This is a genomic window from Citrobacter sp. S55_ASV_140 (assembly GCF_018919505.1).
GTDB classification, from domain to species: Bacteria; Pseudomonadota; Gammaproteobacteria; order Enterobacterales; family Enterobacteriaceae; genus Citrobacter; species Citrobacter werkmanii.
In genome coordinates this window covers 1-17,238 of record NZ_JAHLQZ010000082.1, presented here as the reverse complement: position 1 = coordinate 17,238, position 17,238 = coordinate 1, and the positions used below count along the sequence as shown (strand labels likewise).

The following is a 17,238-nucleotide window of genomic DNA, read 5'->3' as shown; positions in this document are numbered from 1 at the left end:
GATGCTCGTGAATTAAACTTCGTAATGAATTACGTGTTCACTCAGAGACTTGGTATTCATTTTTCGTCTTGCGACGTTAAGAATCCGTATCCTCGAGTGCCCACACAGATTGTCTGATAAATTGTTAAAGAGCAGTTGCGACGCGCCTTGGCGCTCTGTCGCGAGGTGGCGTATATTACGCTTTCCTCTTTCAGAGTCAACCCTCATTTTCAGGTTTTTCTCTTCAACCAACCGGGCTGTTTGTGTGAAGTGATTCACATCCGCCGTGTCGATGGAGGCGCATTATAGGGAGTCGACTCAGGAAGACAAGCGGAAAAATGCATTTTTGTTCCAACCGCTCACCTTTTATCCACAACGCTTACTTTTGCTGCTTTTTTATCGCCTTTGGCAGGTCTGCCAGACTATTTATAACCAAATCTGCCGCATTTTCTGCTTCCGGCGTGACGGGTTTGCCCGTGCGCACCAGTACCTTGGTTCCAACATTCGCCGCTGCTGCCGCCTGCATATCTTCTATTTTGTCGCCTACCATATAAGAAGCAGCCATATCGATGTGCAGGAAGTCGCGAGCGGAGATCAACATCCCGGGATGCGGCTTACGGCAATCGCAGACCTGACGATACTCTTCTACGGTACCCTGCGGATGGTGCGGGCAATAGTAGATACCATCCAGATCAACGTCGCGATCGGCCAGCGACCAGTCCATCCATTCGGTCAACGTTTCAAACTGTGCCTCGGTAAATTTACCGCGCGCGATACCAGACTGGTTCGTCACCACAATTAGCGCGTAACCCATATTTTTAAGTTCACGCATGGCATCAATAACGCCGTCGATAAACTCGAACTCATCAATCTCATGTACGTAACCGTGGTCCACATTAATGGTGCCGTCACGGTCGAGAAAAATTGCGGGTACAGACTTTGCCACCTTTTATAGCTCCTGAATAAGGCATGTGGCTCTAGTATCGCATGTTTCGGCGGGCAAGAAAGTGCTCATCGTGCAAAGCTAGATTGATTTAGACGTCTGGATGCCTTAACATCCATCTTGTTGACGGCCTTGACCGTCCCAGACAGACGAAAATGCCACGGCTAACTTAATTACGATAATAAATAACCAATGATTAAACTTTCGAATATCACCAAAGTGTTCCAGCAGGGGACTCGCACCATTCAGGCGCTAAATAATGTCAGCCTGCATGTTCCCGCCGGGCAGATTTACGGCGTCATTGGCGCCTCCGGTGCCGGTAAAAGTACGCTTATCCGCTGCGTTAACTTACTTGAACGCCCAACCGAAGGCAGCGTTCAGGTCGGCGGTCAGGAGCTGACAACACTTTCAGAGTCCGAGTTGACCAAAGCTCGCCGTCAAATCGGCATGATTTTCCAACACTTTAACCTGCTCTCTTCCCGTACCGTGTTTGGCAACGTTGCGCTGCCGCTGGAACTGGATAACACGCCAAAGGAAGAGATCAAACGCCGTGTAACAGAACTGCTGGATTTAGTTGGCCTTGGCGACAAGCACGATAGCTATCCGGCCAACCTTTCCGGTGGACAAAAACAGCGAGTGGCGATCGCCCGTGCGCTGGCAAGTAATCCCAAAGTGTTGCTCTGCGATGAAGCCACCAGCGCACTCGACCCGGCAACCACGCGTTCGATTCTGGAACTGCTGAAAGACATTAACCGTCGTCTGGGTCTCACCATTCTGCTGATTACCCATGAGATGGACGTTGTAAAACGCATTTGTGACTGCGTGGCGGTCATCAGCAATGGTGAACTGATTGAACAGGACACCGTCAGCGAAGTCTTCTCTCACCCGAAAACGCCGCTGGCACAGAAGTTTATCCAGTCCACTCTACATCTGGATATCCCGGAAGATTATCTGGAACGTTTAAAAGCAGAGCCGCAAGCCGACAGCGTGCCAATGCTGCGCATGGAGTTCACCGGTCATTCGGTCGATGCGCCATTACTCTCTGAGACGGCCCGTCGCTTCAATGTGAATAACAACATTATTAGCGCGCAGATGGATTATGCCGGCGGCGTGAAGTTCGGCATTATGCTGACTGAAATGCACGGCACACAGGAAGATACACAAGCAGCCATTAACTGGCTGCAGGAACACCATGTAAAAGTAGAGGTACTGGGTTATGTCTGAGCCGATGATGTGGCTGCTGGTTCGCGGCGTATGGGAAACGCTGGCAATGACCTTTGTGTCCGGTTTTTTTGGTTTTGTCATTGGCCTGCCGGTTGGCGTATTGCTGTACGTTACGCGTCCTGGGCAAATCATTGAGAACGCTAAGCTTTACCGTACGCTCTCTGCGCTGGTAAATATTTTCCGTTCCATCCCATTCATTATTTTGCTGGTGTGGATGATTCCTTTCACCCGCATGATTGTGGGTACCTCTATTGGGCTGCAGGCCGCTATCGTCCCGCTGACCGTCGGCGCCGCGCCGTTTATCGCCCGTATGGTGGAAAACGCGCTGCTGGAAATCCCGACCGGGCTGATTGAAGCCTCCCGTGCGATGGGCGCCACGCCGTTGCAGATTGTACGTAAGGTATTACTGCCAGAAGCGCTGCCGGGTCTGGTCAATGCCGCCACCATCACGCTCATCACGTTGGTTGGCTATTCCGCGATGGGCGGTGCCGTCGGCGCAGGTGGTCTGGGACAGATTGGCTACCAGTACGGTTATATTGGCTACAACGCTACCGTGATGAATACAGTACTGGTATTGCTCGTCGTTCTGGTTTATTTAATTCAGTTATCCGGCGATCGCATCGTCCGGGTTGTCACGCACAAATAACGTTGCACACAACACTAAAAACTCATTAAGAAAAGGAAATAAGCATGGCGTTCAAATTCAAAACCTTTGCGGCAGTTGGAGCCCTGATCGGTTCTCTGGCACTTGTGGGTTGCGGTCAGGATGAAAAAGATCCTAACCACATCAAAGTGGGCGTTATTGTTGGCGCAGAGCAACAGGTTGCAGAAGTCGCGCAGAAAGTGGCAAAAGAAAAATACGGTCTGGACGTTGAGCTGGTCACGTTTAACGATTACGTCCTGCCTAACGAAGCGCTGAGCAAAGGCGACATTGATGCTAACGCCTTCCAGCACAAACCGTACCTGGATCAGCAGATTAAAGATCGTGGTTACAAGCTGGTTGCCGCGGGCAATACTTTTGTTTACCCGATTGCGGGCTATTCCAAAAAAATCAAATCACTGGATGAGCTGCAGGAAGGTTCTCAGGTCGCGATTCCAAACGACCCGACTAACCTCGGCCGCTCGCTGCTGCTGCTGCAAAAAGTGGGCTTAATCAAACTGAAAGACGGTGTTGGCCTGCTGCCGACCGCGCTGGACGTGATTGAAAACCCGAAAAACCTGAAGCTGGTTGAACTGGAAGCGCCGCAGCTGCCGCGTTCACTGGACGATGCGCAAATCGCCCTGGCGGTCATCAACACCACCTACGCCAGCCAGATTGGCCTGACCCCGGCAAAAGACGGTATCTTTGTTGAAGATAAAGATTCTCCGTACGTAAACCTGATCGTGACCCGTGAAGACAACAAAGATGCTGAGAACGTGAAGAAATTCGTGCAGGCCTACCAGTCTGACGAAGTGTACGAAGCAGCGAACAAAGTCTTCAACGGCGGTGCTGTTAAGGGCTGGTAATTTTAGGCTGTTTCCAGAATCTGTAATATCATCAGGACGGGCGCTTGCCCGTCTTGTCATTTATGCAAGCACCTGATTCAATATCTGACGTTTAGATCATTCATTGAGGAAATATTATGCGTGCTTTACCGATCTGTTTAGTAGCACTCATGCTGAGCGGCTGTTCTATGTTAAGCAGATCCCCTGTTGAACCCGTTCAAAGCACCGCTACCCCGCCAAAAGCGGAGCCGGAAAAACCAAAAGCACCGCGCGCGGCGCCGGTAAGAATCATTACTAACGCCGAAGATTTAGTGGGTAAACCGTTCCGCGATCTCGGCGAAGTCAGCGGCGAATCCTGCCAGGCATCTAACCAGGATTCCCCTCCGAGCATCCCAACCGCACGTAAACGCATGCAGATTAACGCCTCTAAAATGAAAGCGAATGCGGTATTGCTGCACAGTTGCGAAGTCACCAGCGGGACGCCAGGTTGCTATCGTCAGGCGGTTTGCATTGGTTCTGCACTGAACATTTCGGCGAAATGAGTCATTTTCAGTTCGAGCAAATAGGCGTTATCCGCTCACCTTATAAAGAAAAGTTCGCCGTTCCACGCCAGCCAGGTCTGGTGAAAAGTGCCAGCGGCGAACTGCATTTGCTCGCTCCCTATAACCAGGCCGAAGCTGTTCGCGGCCTGGAAGCCTTCAGCCATTTGTGGGTGATTTTTGTTTTTCATCAGACAATGGAAGGAGGATGGCGTCCAACCGTGCGCCCTCCCCGTCTTGGCGGCAACGCCAGAATGGGTGTCTTCGCCACGCGTTCAACGTTTCGTCCTAACCCTGTTGGCATGTCTTTGGTTGAGCTTCGAGGTATCCGCTGCCACAAAGAGCACGTCATCCTTGAGCTCGGCGGGCTGGATCTTGTCGATGGTACGCCGGTTGTAGATATTAAACCGTATCTGCCCTTTGCCGAATCGCTGCCCGATGCTCGCGCGAGCTATGCTCAGGATGCACCGCAGGCCAGCGTAGATGTGTCGTTCAGTGAAGAGCTCGCCGGGCAACTGGCTGGGCTGGAAAAACGTTATCCGCATCTTCGCCAGTTTATTGCCGAAGTGCTGGCGCAGGATCCCCGTCCTGCCTACCGTAAAAACGAGGAAGAAGGCAAAACCTACGCCGTTTGGCTGCTGGACTTTAACGTCCGCTGGCGCGTTACGCCGTCAGGATTTGAGGTCTTTGCTCTGGAAGCCCGCTAATTTGCGTCGCGTACTCTTTTGACATCCCTTTCTCGCTGGTAAACTAAACCACTTTTGTTTTGTGCCAGGCTCGTCTTGAGCCTGTTCGATCGTTCAACTGGAACCGTAACAACATGCGTACTAGCCAATATCTGCTCTCCACTCTGAAGGAGACACCTGCCGACGCCGAAGTCATCAGCCATCAGCTGATGCTGCGCGCCGGGATGATCCGCAAGCTGGCCTCCGGGTTATACACCTGGCTGCCGACCGGCGTGCGCGTCCTGAAAAAAGTCGAAAACATCGTGCGTGAAGAGATGAACAACGCCGGTGCGATCGAGGTGTTGATGCCGGTCGTTCAGCCCTCTGAGCTGTGGCAAGAGAGTGGCCGTTGGGAACAATACGGCCCGGAACTGCTGCGTATTGCTGACCGTGGCGATCGCCCGTTCGTCCTTGGCCCAACGCATGAAGAAGTGATCACCGACCTGATTCGTAACGAGCTAAGCTCTTACAAACAGTTGCCGCTGAACTTCTACCAGATCCAGACTAAATTCCGTGACGAAGTTCGTCCGCGCTTCGGCGTGATGCGTTCCCGCGAATTCCTGATGAAAGATGCCTACTCTTTCCATACCTCTCAGGAATCCCTGCAGGAGACCTACGACGCGATGTACGCGGCGTACAGCAAGATCTTCAGCCGTATGGGTCTCGATTTCCGTGCGGTACAAGCGGATACCGGTTCTATCGGCGGTAGCGCCTCTCACGAATTCCAGGTGCTGGCGCAGAGCGGCGAAGACGATGTGATCTTCTCCGACACCTCCGATTATGCAGCGAATATCGAGTTTGCCGAAGCCGTTGCGCCAAAAGAGCCGCGTGCGGCAGCAACGCAGGAGATGACGCTGGTCGATACGCCAAACGCCAAAACCATCGCCGAGCTGGTTGAGCAGTTCAACCTGCCGATCGAGAAAACCGTAAAAACCCTGCTGGTGAAAGCGGTTGAAGGCAGCAAGTCTCCGCTGATTGCCCTGCTGGTTCGCGGCGATCACGAGCTGAACGAAGTCAAAGCGGAAAAACTGCCGCAGGTTGCCAGCCCGCTGACCTTCGCCACCGAAGAAGAGATTCGCGCATTGGTGAAAGCGGGTCCGGGTTCTCTGGGTCCGGTGAACATGCCAATTCCGGTCGTTATCGACCGTACCGTTGCCGTGATGAGCGATTTCGCTGCGGGCGCGAACATCGACGGTAAGCACTATTTCGGTATCAACTGGGATCGTGATGTTGCCACCCCGGAAGTTGCGGACATTCGTAATGTGGTCGCTGGCGACCCGAGTCCGGATGGCCAGGGTACGCTGCTGATTAAACGCGGCATCGAAGTGGGTCACATCTTCCAGCTGGGCACCAAGTACTCTGAAGCGATGAAAGCCGCCGTTCAGGGCGAAGATGGCCGTAACCAGATCCTGACCATGGGTTGCTACGGTATCGGGGTCACTCGCGTGGTTGCTGCAGCTATCGAACAGAACTATGACGATCGCGGTATCGTATGGCCAGACGCCATTGCCCCGTTCCAGGTCGCGATTCTGCCGATGAACATGCATAAGTCCTACCGCGTGCAGGAACTGGCTGAAAAGCTGTACGCAGAGCTGCGCGCGCAGGGCATTGAAGTGCTGATGGACGACCGTAAAGAGCGTCCGGGCGTGATGTTTGCCGATATGGAACTGATCGGTATTCCGCACACTATCGTGCTGGGCGACCGTAACCTCGACAACGACGATATCGAATACAAATACCGTCGTAACGGCGAGAAGCAGTTGATTAAAACGGGCGACATCGTCGACTACCTGGTAAAAGCCATTAAAGGCTAATATCAGCAAAAGGCCCTGATAATCAGGGCCTTTTTTTCATCAATTAATTACATCCTTTACCGGGGATAAATTTCGCATCTTTATCCGCCATCAGCGTTTTCACTTTCTCGCCAGTGTCCGGGTTCGCCTCCAGTGTAAAATGCGCTTCCAGCGTCAGCAATACGGATTGCCCGTTTTCCGCGCGCGCGGCTAAATAGTCACGCTCAAGCTGGGCGTTATTCGCCACCGGCATCCGTTTACCCGTTGCGCAGTCGGTAAAGATAGCTGCGTCAGCCATATAGAAGTACATGCCCCGCATCGGCATAGGCGTCACCGGTAAGCTAGCGGAAACGGGCTGAAGGGTGTAGTTGAACTGCGACTCAATCGGATTACCTTCACGATCGAGCATTTCCAGCGCTTCGCCTTTAGCACGATAGTACGACTTTTCACCTTTACTGTCGGTCAGCACCAGCTTATCCGCAGTGCGCGCCCATGTTCCATAAGAGGCAAAGGACGACGGTTCATCCCTCACCCCCTGATAACGTTCGTTCATCACCCATGTTCCGTCTTTTTCGAGGAACAGAGAAGTTTCAATCCCTTCGCAGTCCGCGCAAGGCAGGATGCCTCGCCAGCTTTGCTGCATCGGTTTTAATTCTGCCGCCCGTGTCGGCTGTAGTACTTCGACTTCAGTACGGTTGTTACAGCCGATCAAGGAAAAAAGCGTGCATGCAGCGACGACGGACAATATTGCTGTTTTCACTATCAATTCCTTATAAATTTTTATTCCTGCTCGTCAGTCTTGCGTTCGACGAACTCTCCCGCGCAGTGACTTCACTGTGGATTTTTGCGCCTTCGATGACAACCTACGCTCTTTCGAAGCACGCGTAGGACGCGTTGCCTGTCGGCTTTTTTGCACTGCGGTTAATTCTTTGATCACCGCCACCAGCCGGGATATTGCCGCTTCCCGGTTTAGCTCCTGGCTACGGTATTCCTGCGCCTTAATGATAATAACGCCATCGCCGCTAATCAGATGATGGCTGGCGGCCAGCAGGCGTTCCTTATAATACTCTGGCAGGCCAGAGGCCCGAATGTCAAAGCGCAAATGGATGGCTGTCGAGGTCTTGTTAACGTGCTGACCACCCGCGCCCTGCGCCCGAATCGCCGTGATTTCCAGCTCATTATCAGGGATAGAGATGTTTCGGGAGATGACTATCATGAACCCTGCTGCCACGCGGTCAGATGAATTTCCAGATTGTTCTGAGAATCGGACAACCAGATAGCGCCATCCTGAATCGTCGCCTGCAGCGCCATGGTGCGACCAGCAAATTCACTCAGTTGCGCCAGCTGTTCGTCATCCAGATACCACACGGTAAGATTTTTAAACTGCGCGCACTTACTCTGGTTTTGTTGCCACCAGATCTGGGCCGCACGGCTGTTGTAGGTAAACAGGGCCACCTCAGCAGACTGAGTGCAGGCTTTCTTAATACGACGCTCATCCGGCAGGCCGAGTTCAATCCATAAATCAATGCCCAGATGGTCGTTTCGCAGCCAGGCTTCCGGTTCATCTTCCGCGCTCAGGCCACGTGTGAACTGCAGGCGTTCATCGGCATATTTAATCCACGCCAGCAGTCGCAGCATCATGCGCTCCTGGGTTTCTGAAGGGTGACGCGCCAGCGTCAAGGCTGCGTCAAGGAACTGGTTGCGGTCGAGATCCGCCACATTGACTACAGCTTTATAGATTGTCGCTTTAAGCGCCATTTGAGAACTCCTTTCGAATCAGGCGCTCATTGTAGCGAAAACTGCGGCAAAAGGCTGCTAACAGCACCTCTATCAAGGCCGCTGATATTGCCTGAATGAGTATGGTATAGTCACCTTGCTAAACAGAGTTTATCTTCGTAGGCTTAGACTTGCATCCACGGTTAAGTCAGAGTGCTGACAGGAGGGCATGTGGAAAAATATTGTGAGTTAATACGCAAGCGGTACGCGGAAATCGCCAGCGGAGACTTAGGGTATGTCCCGGATGCGCTGGGTTGCGTATTGAAGGTGCTTAATGAAATGGCGGCAGACAGCGCCCTTTCAGAGTCGGTCAGGGAAAAAGCGGCCTATGCTGCCGCGAACTTACTGGTGAGCGATTATGTCAATGAATGAAACGTATCAACCCATCAACTGTGATGATTACGACAATCTTGAACTCGCCTGCCAGCACCATTTGTTACTGACGTTGGCGTTAAAAGATGGCGAAGTTTTACAAGCGAAAGCAAACGATCTGGTTTCACGCAAAAACGTGGAATATCTGGTCGCAGATGTCGCAGGTGAAACCCGGGAGCTTCGCCTCGATAAAATTGCCAGCTTCAGCCACCCGCAAATCGGTACCGTGGTCGTCAGCGAATCCTGATTCTTTTGTTGCCGGATGGCGGTGCAAGCACCTTATCCGGCCTACTTTCCATGCGATATGTAGGTCGGATAAGCGCATCGCCATCAGGCATGCCAAACCAGACTCACCCCTTCTTTATCTTCTGCTGCTCCCTCACGCGTCACAAAAACACCCGCAGCCGCAATCAGCGTTTCGCCGTAAAACAACAGCGGCGTGGTATCTCGTCGCCAGGGCGGGATCCCCTGCTCCTGCCAGATTTTCTTTAATTTACGTCCACCGTTACGCCCGACAATATGTAATACGCCTGGCGCTCTAAACCGAATGCTGACGGCTTCATCTGCCTGCGGCATACGCAATTCGCCAGCAGGGATGAGCTGCACCGAGCCTAACCCGGCAGGCAGCGTCAACGGCGTTTCCCGGCATGTCCACGGGATGACGGTTTCGCTTTGCCCATCGACCGATTTCACCCACCACAGCTGTGACTGATAACGACGAATGTCGAACTCTCCAAGGCGAAAACAGGGGGAAGCATCTTCCCGCGCCAGCGCGACTTCCTGCCAGATACGTTCCAGAGCGTCACGGGAAGGCATTGGCGCAGTTAATCCTGCCAGCCAGCGGCGAAGCAGGGCGGCACGCCGTACACCGCTCATCGTCATTAGCGGCGCCAGTAAAAGTGTGCCCTGGGCCGTGACGCAGTCGGCTAAATCGCTGGCAAGCAGTTCATCCAGTAAGCTCTCCTGCTCGGCGCACAGCGCGGCGCTGCGGGCCGTGGCTTGCGCGAAGTGCGGCCAACGCTGTTGCAGCAAGGGAGTAACGCGCAATCTGAGGAAATTGCGATCGTAGGTATCATCCTGATTACTTTCATCCTCAATCCAACATAATTGGTGCTGTCGCGCCCACCCTTCCAGCGCCTCTCGCGTTTGCGCCAGCAGCGGTCGGATCAGCCGGGTCCCGGCGAACGGCGAGCTTTCTCCCATGGCGGACAGCCCGGCAGGACCACTGCCACGTTTAAGGGCCAGCAGAAAAGTTTCGCACTGGTCGTCCAGATGCTGGGCGGTCATCAGTACCTCGCCCGGCAGCAACGTCTGTGCAAATGCGTGATAGCGCGCCCGCCGCGCCTGAGCTTCTATCCCCAGACCATCATCCTCCAGACGGACCCGTTCAACCACCAGCGGCACCTGCCACTGCGCGCATATCGATTCACAGTGCTGCACCCAGTTGTCCGCGTGGGGACTTAATCCATGATGAATATGGATTGCGCGCAACGTAACCTCAGGGTGCTGTGCTCGCCACAGCACTAACTGATGCAGCAGCACGGTGGAGTCCAGCCCGCCGCTAAAGGCGACCAGAATCGATTGAGAATTCAGCAGTGAAGTGTTCAGCGTGAGTGTTGTCATGATGGTTACTTACAATGGCATTGCCCGGCACGTTACCGGGCTAACGCCATAATGACAAGCCTTACAGCTCATACAGTTCGAGCGGTAATCCGTCGGGATCGTTAAAAAACGTGAAGCGTTTGCCGGTGAACGGATCAATGCGTATCGGCTCGCACTTCACATCGCGCGCTTCCAGATGCGCGATCGCTTTCTCTACGTCATCCACACTGAACGCCAGATGACGTAAACCACAGGCTTCCGGTCGGCTGGGGCGGCAAGGTGGAAATGGGAAAGAAAAGAGCTCAATCACATACTGACCGTTCAATGCCAGATCGCCTTTCCAGGAGTCTCGCTCTTCCCGGTAGGCTTCGCTCATCAGGGTGAAGCCCAACACATCGCAGTAAAATGCCTTACTCGCCGCGTAGTCCGTCGCAATAATGGCAATATGGTGAACCTGTTTTAATCCCAGCATAGCGTTTTGCCTCTTTCGTTTGTTCTTTCAGCACGTTACTCGCGCTCAATGGGTTCAGGCAAGTCGTTATGCCATTTTTAAGACTCTCACACGATACACGCCATCCTCACCCAGTTTAGCGCCATGGATATCGGTTTCAAATCCAGGATAATGATGGCCCACGGAGCACAGCATCAGCAGGAAATCGAGTACAGCCCGGCTTTTTTCCGTGATCATTTCACCAGGCATCAAGAGCGGTACGCCGGGAGGGTAAGGCAGGATCATATTGGCGGAAACGCGCCCCACCAGTTGATCGAGCGCTACCGTTTCAACCTCACCTTTGATCTGCCGTTGCCAGGCCTGATGCGGCGTCATTTTCATTTCCGGTAAGGTATCAAATGCCCGCAGCATCAGCCCGGAAAGATCGTGCTGGCGAATAAGCCTATGGATCCCCTGCGCCAGATCCTGAATGCGCATATTACGATAAAAATCAGGATCTTCAGCATACAGATCCGGCAGCATGTTTTTCACGCGTAAATTCAGATCGTACGAACGCTTAAATTCCGTCAGTCCGCGCAGCAGGCCCATCGCCCGGGTTTTATCAATGCCGATGCTGAACAGGAACAACAGATTATACGGTCCCGTTTTCTCGACAACCACGCCGCGTTCATCAAGGAATTTCGCCACCAGCGCGGCAGGAATCCCCTCTTCACTCATATTTCCCTGTTCATCCATCCCCGGCGTCAGAATAGTGACTTTTACCGGGTCAAGAAACATGTGGTCGGCGTCAGCATCGATAAATCCGTGCCAGTCTTCACCGGGCGCTACCGGCCAGCATTCTGCTTCATCCACCCTTTCTGGTTGCCAGATATCAAAAAACCAGCCATCCGACTCTTCACGCAACCGCTGCACTTCTTTACGAAAATGCAGCGCCCGCTCCACCGAACGATTGATTAACCGCTTACCGGAATTGCCACGCAGCATTGCCGCTGCGGTTTCTATCGAGGCAACAATCGGGTAACTCGGCGAAGTGGATGTGTGCATCATAAAGGCTTCGTTAAAGGTGTCTTCGTCGTAATCGCCCTTAATGTGGATCAAAGAAGCCTGTGACAACGCCGCCAGCATCTTGTGGGTGGACTGGGTTTCAAAAATCACCTTCCCCGGCACGCGCTCACCGCTCATCCCGCTTTTCCCCTGATAGATCGGATGAAAATGGGTATATGGCACCCAGGCTGAATCAAAATGGATAGAGGGCACATCCAGCGTTTGTTTGATCCAGTTGGTGTTATACAGCAGGCCGTCATAGGTAGAGTTGGTGATCACCGCATGCACCGGCCATTGCGCCTGGGGGGTCTCCTCTACCTTGCTTTCGATGCTTGCCCGGCTAAATTCCCTTCGGGGGATACCGCCCAGAATACCCAACGCATTACGCGTCGGCTTCAACCAGATTGGCACCACATCGCTCATCATCAGCAAATGTGCCAACGACTTATGACAGTTGCGGTCAATCAACAGCGTACTGCCCGTGGGTGCGGCGTACATACCAACAATTTTATTGGAGGTGGACGTGCCGTTGGTCACCATATAGCTCTGCTCGGCGCCAAAAGTGCGCGCGATATACTCCTCCGCTTCCAGGTGCGGGCCGGTATGATCCAGCAGCGAGCCCAGCTCGGTCACTGAAATGGAGACATCGGCTTTCAGCGTATTACCGCCAAAGAAATCATAGAACAGGCAGCCGACCGGGCTTTTCTGGTACGCCGTTCCCGCCATATGACCGGGCGTGCAAAAGGTATACTTTCCTTCCTTCACATAGGTAAACAGCGCTTTGGTGAAAGGGGGCGTAATGTTATCCAGATATTCGCTGGTGTACTGGCGGATGCGGGTGGCAATGTCTTCAGACTGGCCCAGCGCATACTCAAAAAACCACAGCGCCATGCGCAGGTCGTGAGCGCTGACATCCATCGTTGAATGGGTATTAATAAAGGCGTAAAGCGGAAGATATTCGTTGAGCTGGTTGATGTCACTGCACAGATCCAGACTGTATTCATCCCAGTCAAAAATGACGCCGCAAATTCGCGGGTTATGTTCGATAAACTTCAGCAGGTCAACGCTATTCTGCGGCCAGATAATCTGAAACCCCTGCTGTTGTAGCGCACGCTCAAGTTCCTTGATGGGCTCATCTTTATAAAAGACGCCATGCGGTCCCATGATGGCAATGATATTCATGCGTTCCTCCTGGAAAAACCTCAGTTAAGCATAGCCTGGTCAAACTGCAGGTAAAAAAAAGGGCCACAGCATTGTGGCCCTTTTCAGAATTAATGTAGCTTATGCGTAGCCGTAGCTCATCAGACGCTGGTAGCGACGGTTTTTCAGATCTTCTTTACCTAACACATCAAGATCGGCGAGATCGGCCAGCAGTTGCGCTTTCAGTGACGCCGCCATGGCTTCCGGGTTACGGTGCGCGCCACCCAGCGGTTCAGGAATGATAGAGTCGATAAGCTTCAGCTCTTTCAGACGCGGCGCGATAATGCCCATCGCTTCAGCGGCCAGCGGCGCTTTATCAGCGCTTTTCCACAGAATGGAGGCACAACCTTCCGGGGAGATAACGGAATAGGTGCTGTATTGCAGCATATTCACTTTATCGCCTACGCCGATCGCCAGCGCGCCGCCGGAACCACCTTCACCGATAACGGTGCAGATGACCGGTACGCTCAGACGCGACATTTCACGCAGGTTGCGCGCGATCGCTTCAGACTGACCACGTTCTTCCGCGCCCACACCCGGGTAAGCCCCTGGGGTGTCGATGAAGGTAATGATCGGCATGTTGAAACGTTCTGCCATTTCCATCAGACGCAGCGCTTTGCGATAGCCTTCTGGCGCGGGCATGCCGAAATTACGACGAATTTTTTCTTTGGTCTCACGGCCTTTCTGATGACCAATGATCATCACCGGACGACCATCCAGACGCGCAATACCGCCGACGATAGCTTTGTCATCCGCATAGGCACGATCGCCCGCCAGCTCATCAAATTCATCAAACGCCAGGCGGACATAATCCAGGGTGTACGGACGCTGTGGATGGCGTGCCAGTTGGGCTACCTGCCATGCGCCAAGATCGGCGAAGATTTTACGCGTCAGTTCTACGCTTTTTTCACGCAGACGATGCACTTCTTCATCGATGTTAATATCCAGTTTCTCATCCTGACGGCTAACCGCAGTCAGAGAATCGATTTTTGCTTCCAGCTCTGCAATCGGCTGTTCAAAATCAAGGAAATTCAGACTCATAGTATTCCTGTATTAGTCAAACTCCAGTTCCACCTGCTCCGAACCAATAAGGCCGCGGAGATCGTTTAGCAAACGATCGCTCGGAGAGACACGCCACGTCGCGCCAAAACGCAACCGCGCACGTGCATCCGCCCTCTGATAGTAGAGATGTACTGGAATTGTCCCCGAGCGGTGGGGTTCCAGAGACTGACGGAGTCGGTTTAAAAGCTGGTCATCAATTTGCCTGTCCGTCAGCGAGATAGCAAGCCCGCGAGCATATTTTTCCCGGGCTTCGTCAATATCCATGACTTCACGGGCCATCATTTTAAGCCCGCCGCTGAAGTCATCAAAGCTGACCTGTCCGCTGACGATAAGTATGCGGTCTTTTTCCAGCAATTGCTGGTATTTATCCAGGGCATCGGTAAACAACATAACTTCCAGACGCCCGGAACGGTCATCCAGTGTACAGATGCCGATACGATTGCCGCGCTTGGTGACCATTACCCGCGCGGCAATGACGAGCCCCGCAGCCGTGGTGACTTTACCACGTTCTGTCGGATGCATGTCTTTCAGCCTGTGGCCTCCAACATAGCGCTCAATTTCTTTCAAATACTGGTTGATAGGGTGTCCCGTCAGGTAAAGCCCTAACGTTTCACGCTCACCGTCTAATACTACCTGCTCAGGCCACGGTGTACAGTTGGCATAAGACTGTTCAATTTGTTCGGGTTCTTCCGCCAGCACGCCAAACATATCAGCCTGGCCAATAGCCTCGGCTTTCGCATGCTGATCGGCGGCTTTTAGCGCATCATTCAACGAATTCATCAACGCCGCGCGGTGTGGGCCAAGGCGGTCAAACGCCCCGGACATAATCAGTTTTTCCAGCACCCGGCGATTGAGTTTTTTGATATCCGTACGCGCACAGAGATCAAACAGCTCGCGGAAGTAACCGCCTTCGTTGCGCGCCTCAATAATAGCTTCAATTGGCCCTTCACCCACGCCTTTTATCGCGCCGATGCCATAAACAATCTCGCCATCATCGTTAACGTGGAAATGGTAAAGCCCGGAGTTAATGTCTGGCGGCAGGATTTTTAACCCCATGCGCCAGCATTCATCCACCAGCCCGACCACTTTCTCGGTGTTATCCATATCGGCCGTCATTACCGCCGCCATAAACTCGGCCGGGTAATGCGCCTTCAACCATAGCGTCTGGTAAGAGACCAGCGCATAGGCGGCGGAGTGTGATTTGTTAAATCCGTAACCGGCGAATTTCTCCACCAGGTCAAAGATTTTCATCGCCAGTTCGCCGTCGACGCCGCGCTTTTTCGCCCCTTCTTCAAAGGTGCCGCGCTGTTTGGCCATTTCTTCCGGCTTTTTCTTACCCATCGCACGACGCAGCATATCCGCGCCGCCAAGCGTGTAACCAGACAGCTCCTGGGCAATCTGCATAACCTGTTCCTGATACAGGATAATGCCGTAGGTTGGCTCCAGTACCGGCTTCAGACACTCATGCTGCCATTGTACGTCCGGATAGGAAATCTCTTCGCGACCATGCTTACGGTCGATAAAGTTATCTACCATCCCCGACTGTAGCGGGCCCGGGCGGAACAAGGCCACCAGTGCGATCATATCTTCGAAGCAGTCAGGCTGCAGACGTTTGATCAGATCCTTCATGCCGCGGGATTCAAGCTGGAATACCGCGGTGGTTTCCGAGCGTTGCAGCATGTCGAAGCTTTTCTTATCGTCAAGCGGAATGGCCGCGATATCCAGCGGCGGCTCGCCGTTCTTTTCACGGCGGGCGTTGATCATCTCCAGCGCCCAGTTGATGATGGTCAGCGTACGCAGCCCCAGGAAGTCGAACTTCACCAGGCCGGCGTATTCCACGTCGTTCTTATCAAACTGAGTAACCGGGTGCAGCCCCTGCTCATCGCAGTATAGCGGCGCAAAATCGGTAATTTTGGTCGGAGCGATAACCACGCCACCGGCGTGCTTGCCGGCGTTACGCGTGACGCCTTCCAGCTTACGCGCCATATCGATCAGCGCTTTAACCTCTTCATCTGCCTCATAGATTTCCGGCAGTTGCGGTTCAGCTTCGAAGGCTTTCGCCAGCGTCATGCCCGGATCGGGCGGCACCAGTTTCGAAATACGATCCACGAAGCCGTACGGGTGCCCCAGCACGCGGCCCACGTCTCGGATAACCGCTTTTGCCGCCATCGTACCGAAAGTAATAATCTGCGAAACCGCATCACGACCGTACATATCCGCCACGTGTTCAATAACCTGGTCGCGTTTCTCCATACAGAAGTCAACGTCGAAGTCGGGCATTGAGACACGTTCCGGGTTCAGGAAACGTTCGAACAGCAGGTCAAATTCCAGCGGATCCAGGTCGGTAATTTTTAGCGCATAGGCCACCAGCGAGCCTGCGCCGGAACCACGTCCCGGGCCGACTGGTACGCCGTTATCCTTCGACCACTGGATAAATTCCATAACGATCAGGAAGTAGCCCGGGAACCCCATCTGGTTGATAACCTGTAGCTCAACATCCAGACGTTCATCATATTCCGGACGGCGCCTGGCGCGCTCTTCCGGATCCGGGAACAGGAACTCCAGTCGCTGTTCCAGCCCCTCTTTCGACTTCGCCACGAGGAAATCCTCGGTGGTCATATCGCCGGTCGGGAACTGTGGCAAGAAATACTCACCCAAACGCACCGTGACGTTACAGCGTTTGGCAATTTCGACGGTGTTTTGCAGCGCCTCCGGGATATCGGAGAACAGCTCGCACATCTCGTCTTCGCTGCGCATATACTGCTGCGCGGAGTAGTTACGCGGGCGTTTAGGGTCATCAAGGGTGAACCCGTCGTGGATCGCCACACGGATTTCATGCGCGTCGAAATCGCCGGTTTCCAGGAAGCGAACATCGTTGGTCGCCACCACCGGCAAACCACGCCTTTCGGCCAGTTCTACCGCGGCATGCAGATAGTTTTCTTCATCTTGTCTGCCGGTACGGATCAGCTCAAGGAAGTAGCTATTGGGAAAATGCGCTTCGTAAAACGCCACGCATTCGTCAACCAGGGCGCTATTACCGCGC

Annotated in this window: 17 protein-coding genes; 8 read left to right on the top strand and 9 right to left on the bottom strand. The window is 53.4% G+C overall.

The window, feature by feature from the left end; all coding sequences use genetic code 11:
• Nucleotides 1-358: 358 nt before the first annotated feature.
• Nucleotides 359-925: a D-glycero-beta-D-manno-heptose 1,7-bisphosphate 7-phosphatase gene (gmhB, locus tag KQJ18_RS13630; protein WP_038637462.1), complete on the bottom strand. Its 567-nt coding sequence runs from the start codon at nt 923-925 to the stop codon at nt 359-361.
• 189 nt (nt 926-1,114) lie between these two features.
• Between gmhB and metN the strand changes: the two genes are divergently transcribed.
• The 6 genes from metN (at nt 1,115) to proS (ending at nt 6,709) form a co-directional block, all read left to right on the top strand.
• Nucleotides 1,115-2,146, top strand: a complete 1,032-nt coding sequence (gene metN, locus KQJ18_RS13625) for a methionine ABC transporter ATP-binding protein MetN (protein WP_038637459.1) — start codon at nt 1,115-1,117, stop codon at nt 2,144-2,146.
• Entirely contained in the window at nt 2,139-2,792 is a 654-nt protein-coding gene (locus KQJ18_RS13620) for a methionine ABC transporter permease MetI (protein ID WP_006686810.1), read from the top strand. Before metN ends, KQJ18_RS13620 begins: the two co-directional genes overlap by 8 nt.
• Before the next feature lie 44 nt (nt 2,793-2,836).
• On the top strand, nt 2,837-3,652 hold the full coding sequence (metQ, locus tag KQJ18_RS13615) for a methionine ABC transporter substrate-binding lipoprotein MetQ (protein WP_006686809.1): 816 nt from the start codon (nt 2,837-2,839) through the stop codon (nt 3,650-3,652).
• 116 nt (nt 3,653-3,768) lie between these two features.
• Nucleotides 3,769-4,173, top strand: coding sequence for an Rcs stress response system protein RcsF (gene rcsF, locus KQJ18_RS13610; protein WP_016151780.1), 405 nt, complete (start codon nt 3,769-3,771; stop codon nt 4,171-4,173).
• The gene (tsaA, locus tag KQJ18_RS13605) at nt 4,170-4,877 is read left to right on the top strand and encodes a tRNA (N6-threonylcarbamoyladenosine(37)-N6)-methyltransferase TrmO (protein WP_216422122.1); all 708 of its coding nucleotides are present in this window, start codon (nt 4,170-4,172) and stop codon (nt 4,875-4,877) included. Before rcsF ends, tsaA begins: the two co-directional genes overlap by 4 nt.
• 113 nt (nt 4,878-4,990) lie before the next feature.
• Nucleotides 4,991-6,709, top strand: a complete 1,719-nt coding sequence (gene proS / locus KQJ18_RS13600) for a proline--tRNA ligase (protein ID WP_038637453.1) — start codon at nt 4,991-4,993, stop codon at nt 6,707-6,709.
• A gap of 43 nt (nt 6,710-6,752) precedes the next feature.
• On the opposite strand, the gene nlpE is transcribed toward proS, so the two are convergent.
• The 3 genes from nlpE to KQJ18_RS13585 are packed head-to-tail and all read right to left on the bottom strand — an operon-like array spanning nt 6,753 to nt 8,446.
• The gene (gene nlpE, locus KQJ18_RS13595; RefSeq protein WP_087857695.1) at nt 6,753-7,451 is read right to left on the bottom strand and encodes an envelope stress response activation lipoprotein NlpE; all 699 of its coding nucleotides are present in this window, start codon (nt 7,449-7,451) and stop codon (nt 6,753-6,755) included.
• Nucleotides 7,452-7,481: 30 nt separating this feature from the next.
• Nucleotides 7,482-7,904, bottom strand: a complete 423-nt coding sequence (gene arfB / locus KQJ18_RS13590; protein WP_216422121.1) for an alternative ribosome rescue aminoacyl-tRNA hydrolase ArfB — start codon at nt 7,902-7,904, stop codon at nt 7,482-7,484.
• Complete coding sequence (locus KQJ18_RS13585; protein WP_038637444.1) at nt 7,901-8,446, bottom strand: YaeQ family protein; 546 nt, start codon at nt 8,444-8,446, stop codon at nt 7,901-7,903. The genes arfB and KQJ18_RS13585 overlap by 4 nt, the downstream gene beginning before the upstream one ends.
• A 189-nt stretch (nt 8,447-8,635) precedes the next feature.
• Between KQJ18_RS13585 and KQJ18_RS13580 the strand changes: the two genes are divergently transcribed.
• Together KQJ18_RS13580 and rof are read left to right on the top strand one after the other, a co-directional pair.
• On the top strand, nt 8,636-8,836 hold the full coding sequence (locus KQJ18_RS13580; protein ID WP_024132476.1) for a YaeP family protein: 201 nt from the start codon (nt 8,636-8,638) through the stop codon (nt 8,834-8,836).
• The gene (gene rof, locus KQJ18_RS13575; protein WP_003018503.1) at nt 8,823-9,083 is read left to right on the top strand and encodes a Rho-binding antiterminator; all 261 of its coding nucleotides are present in this window, start codon (nt 8,823-8,825) and stop codon (nt 9,081-9,083) included. The genes KQJ18_RS13580 and rof overlap by 14 nt, the downstream gene beginning before the upstream one ends.
• 83 nt (nt 9,084-9,166) lie before the next feature.
• Here the strand turns inward: rof and tilS are convergent, their stop codons facing one another.
• From tilS to dnaE, 5 genes are all read right to left on the bottom strand, one after another.
• Entirely contained in the window at nt 9,167-10,459 is a 1,293-nt protein-coding gene (gene tilS, locus KQJ18_RS13570) for a tRNA lysidine(34) synthetase TilS (protein ID WP_137346853.1), read from the bottom strand.
• A 61-nt stretch (nt 10,460-10,520) separates the two neighbouring features.
• Nucleotides 10,521-10,910 carry a VOC family protein gene (locus KQJ18_RS13565; RefSeq protein WP_069324020.1) on the bottom strand — a complete coding sequence of 130 codons (390 nt, stop codon included), beginning with the start codon at nt 10,908-10,910 and terminating at the stop codon, nt 10,521-10,523.
• 66 nt (nt 10,911-10,976) lie between these two features.
• Complete coding sequence (gene ldcC / locus KQJ18_RS13560) at nt 10,977-13,115, bottom strand: lysine decarboxylase LdcC (protein ID WP_038637430.1); 2,139 nt, start codon at nt 13,113-13,115, stop codon at nt 10,977-10,979.
• A gap of 99 nt (nt 13,116-13,214) precedes the next feature.
• Entirely contained in the window at nt 13,215-14,174 is a 960-nt protein-coding gene (accA, locus tag KQJ18_RS13555; protein ID WP_038637427.1) for an acetyl-CoA carboxylase carboxyl transferase subunit alpha, read from the bottom strand.
• 12 nt (nt 14,175-14,186) lie between these two features.
• Nucleotides 14,187-17,238 (bottom strand): DNA polymerase III subunit alpha (gene dnaE, locus KQJ18_RS13550; protein ID WP_216422120.1); only part of this gene is annotated, 3,052 nt, incomplete at its 5' end.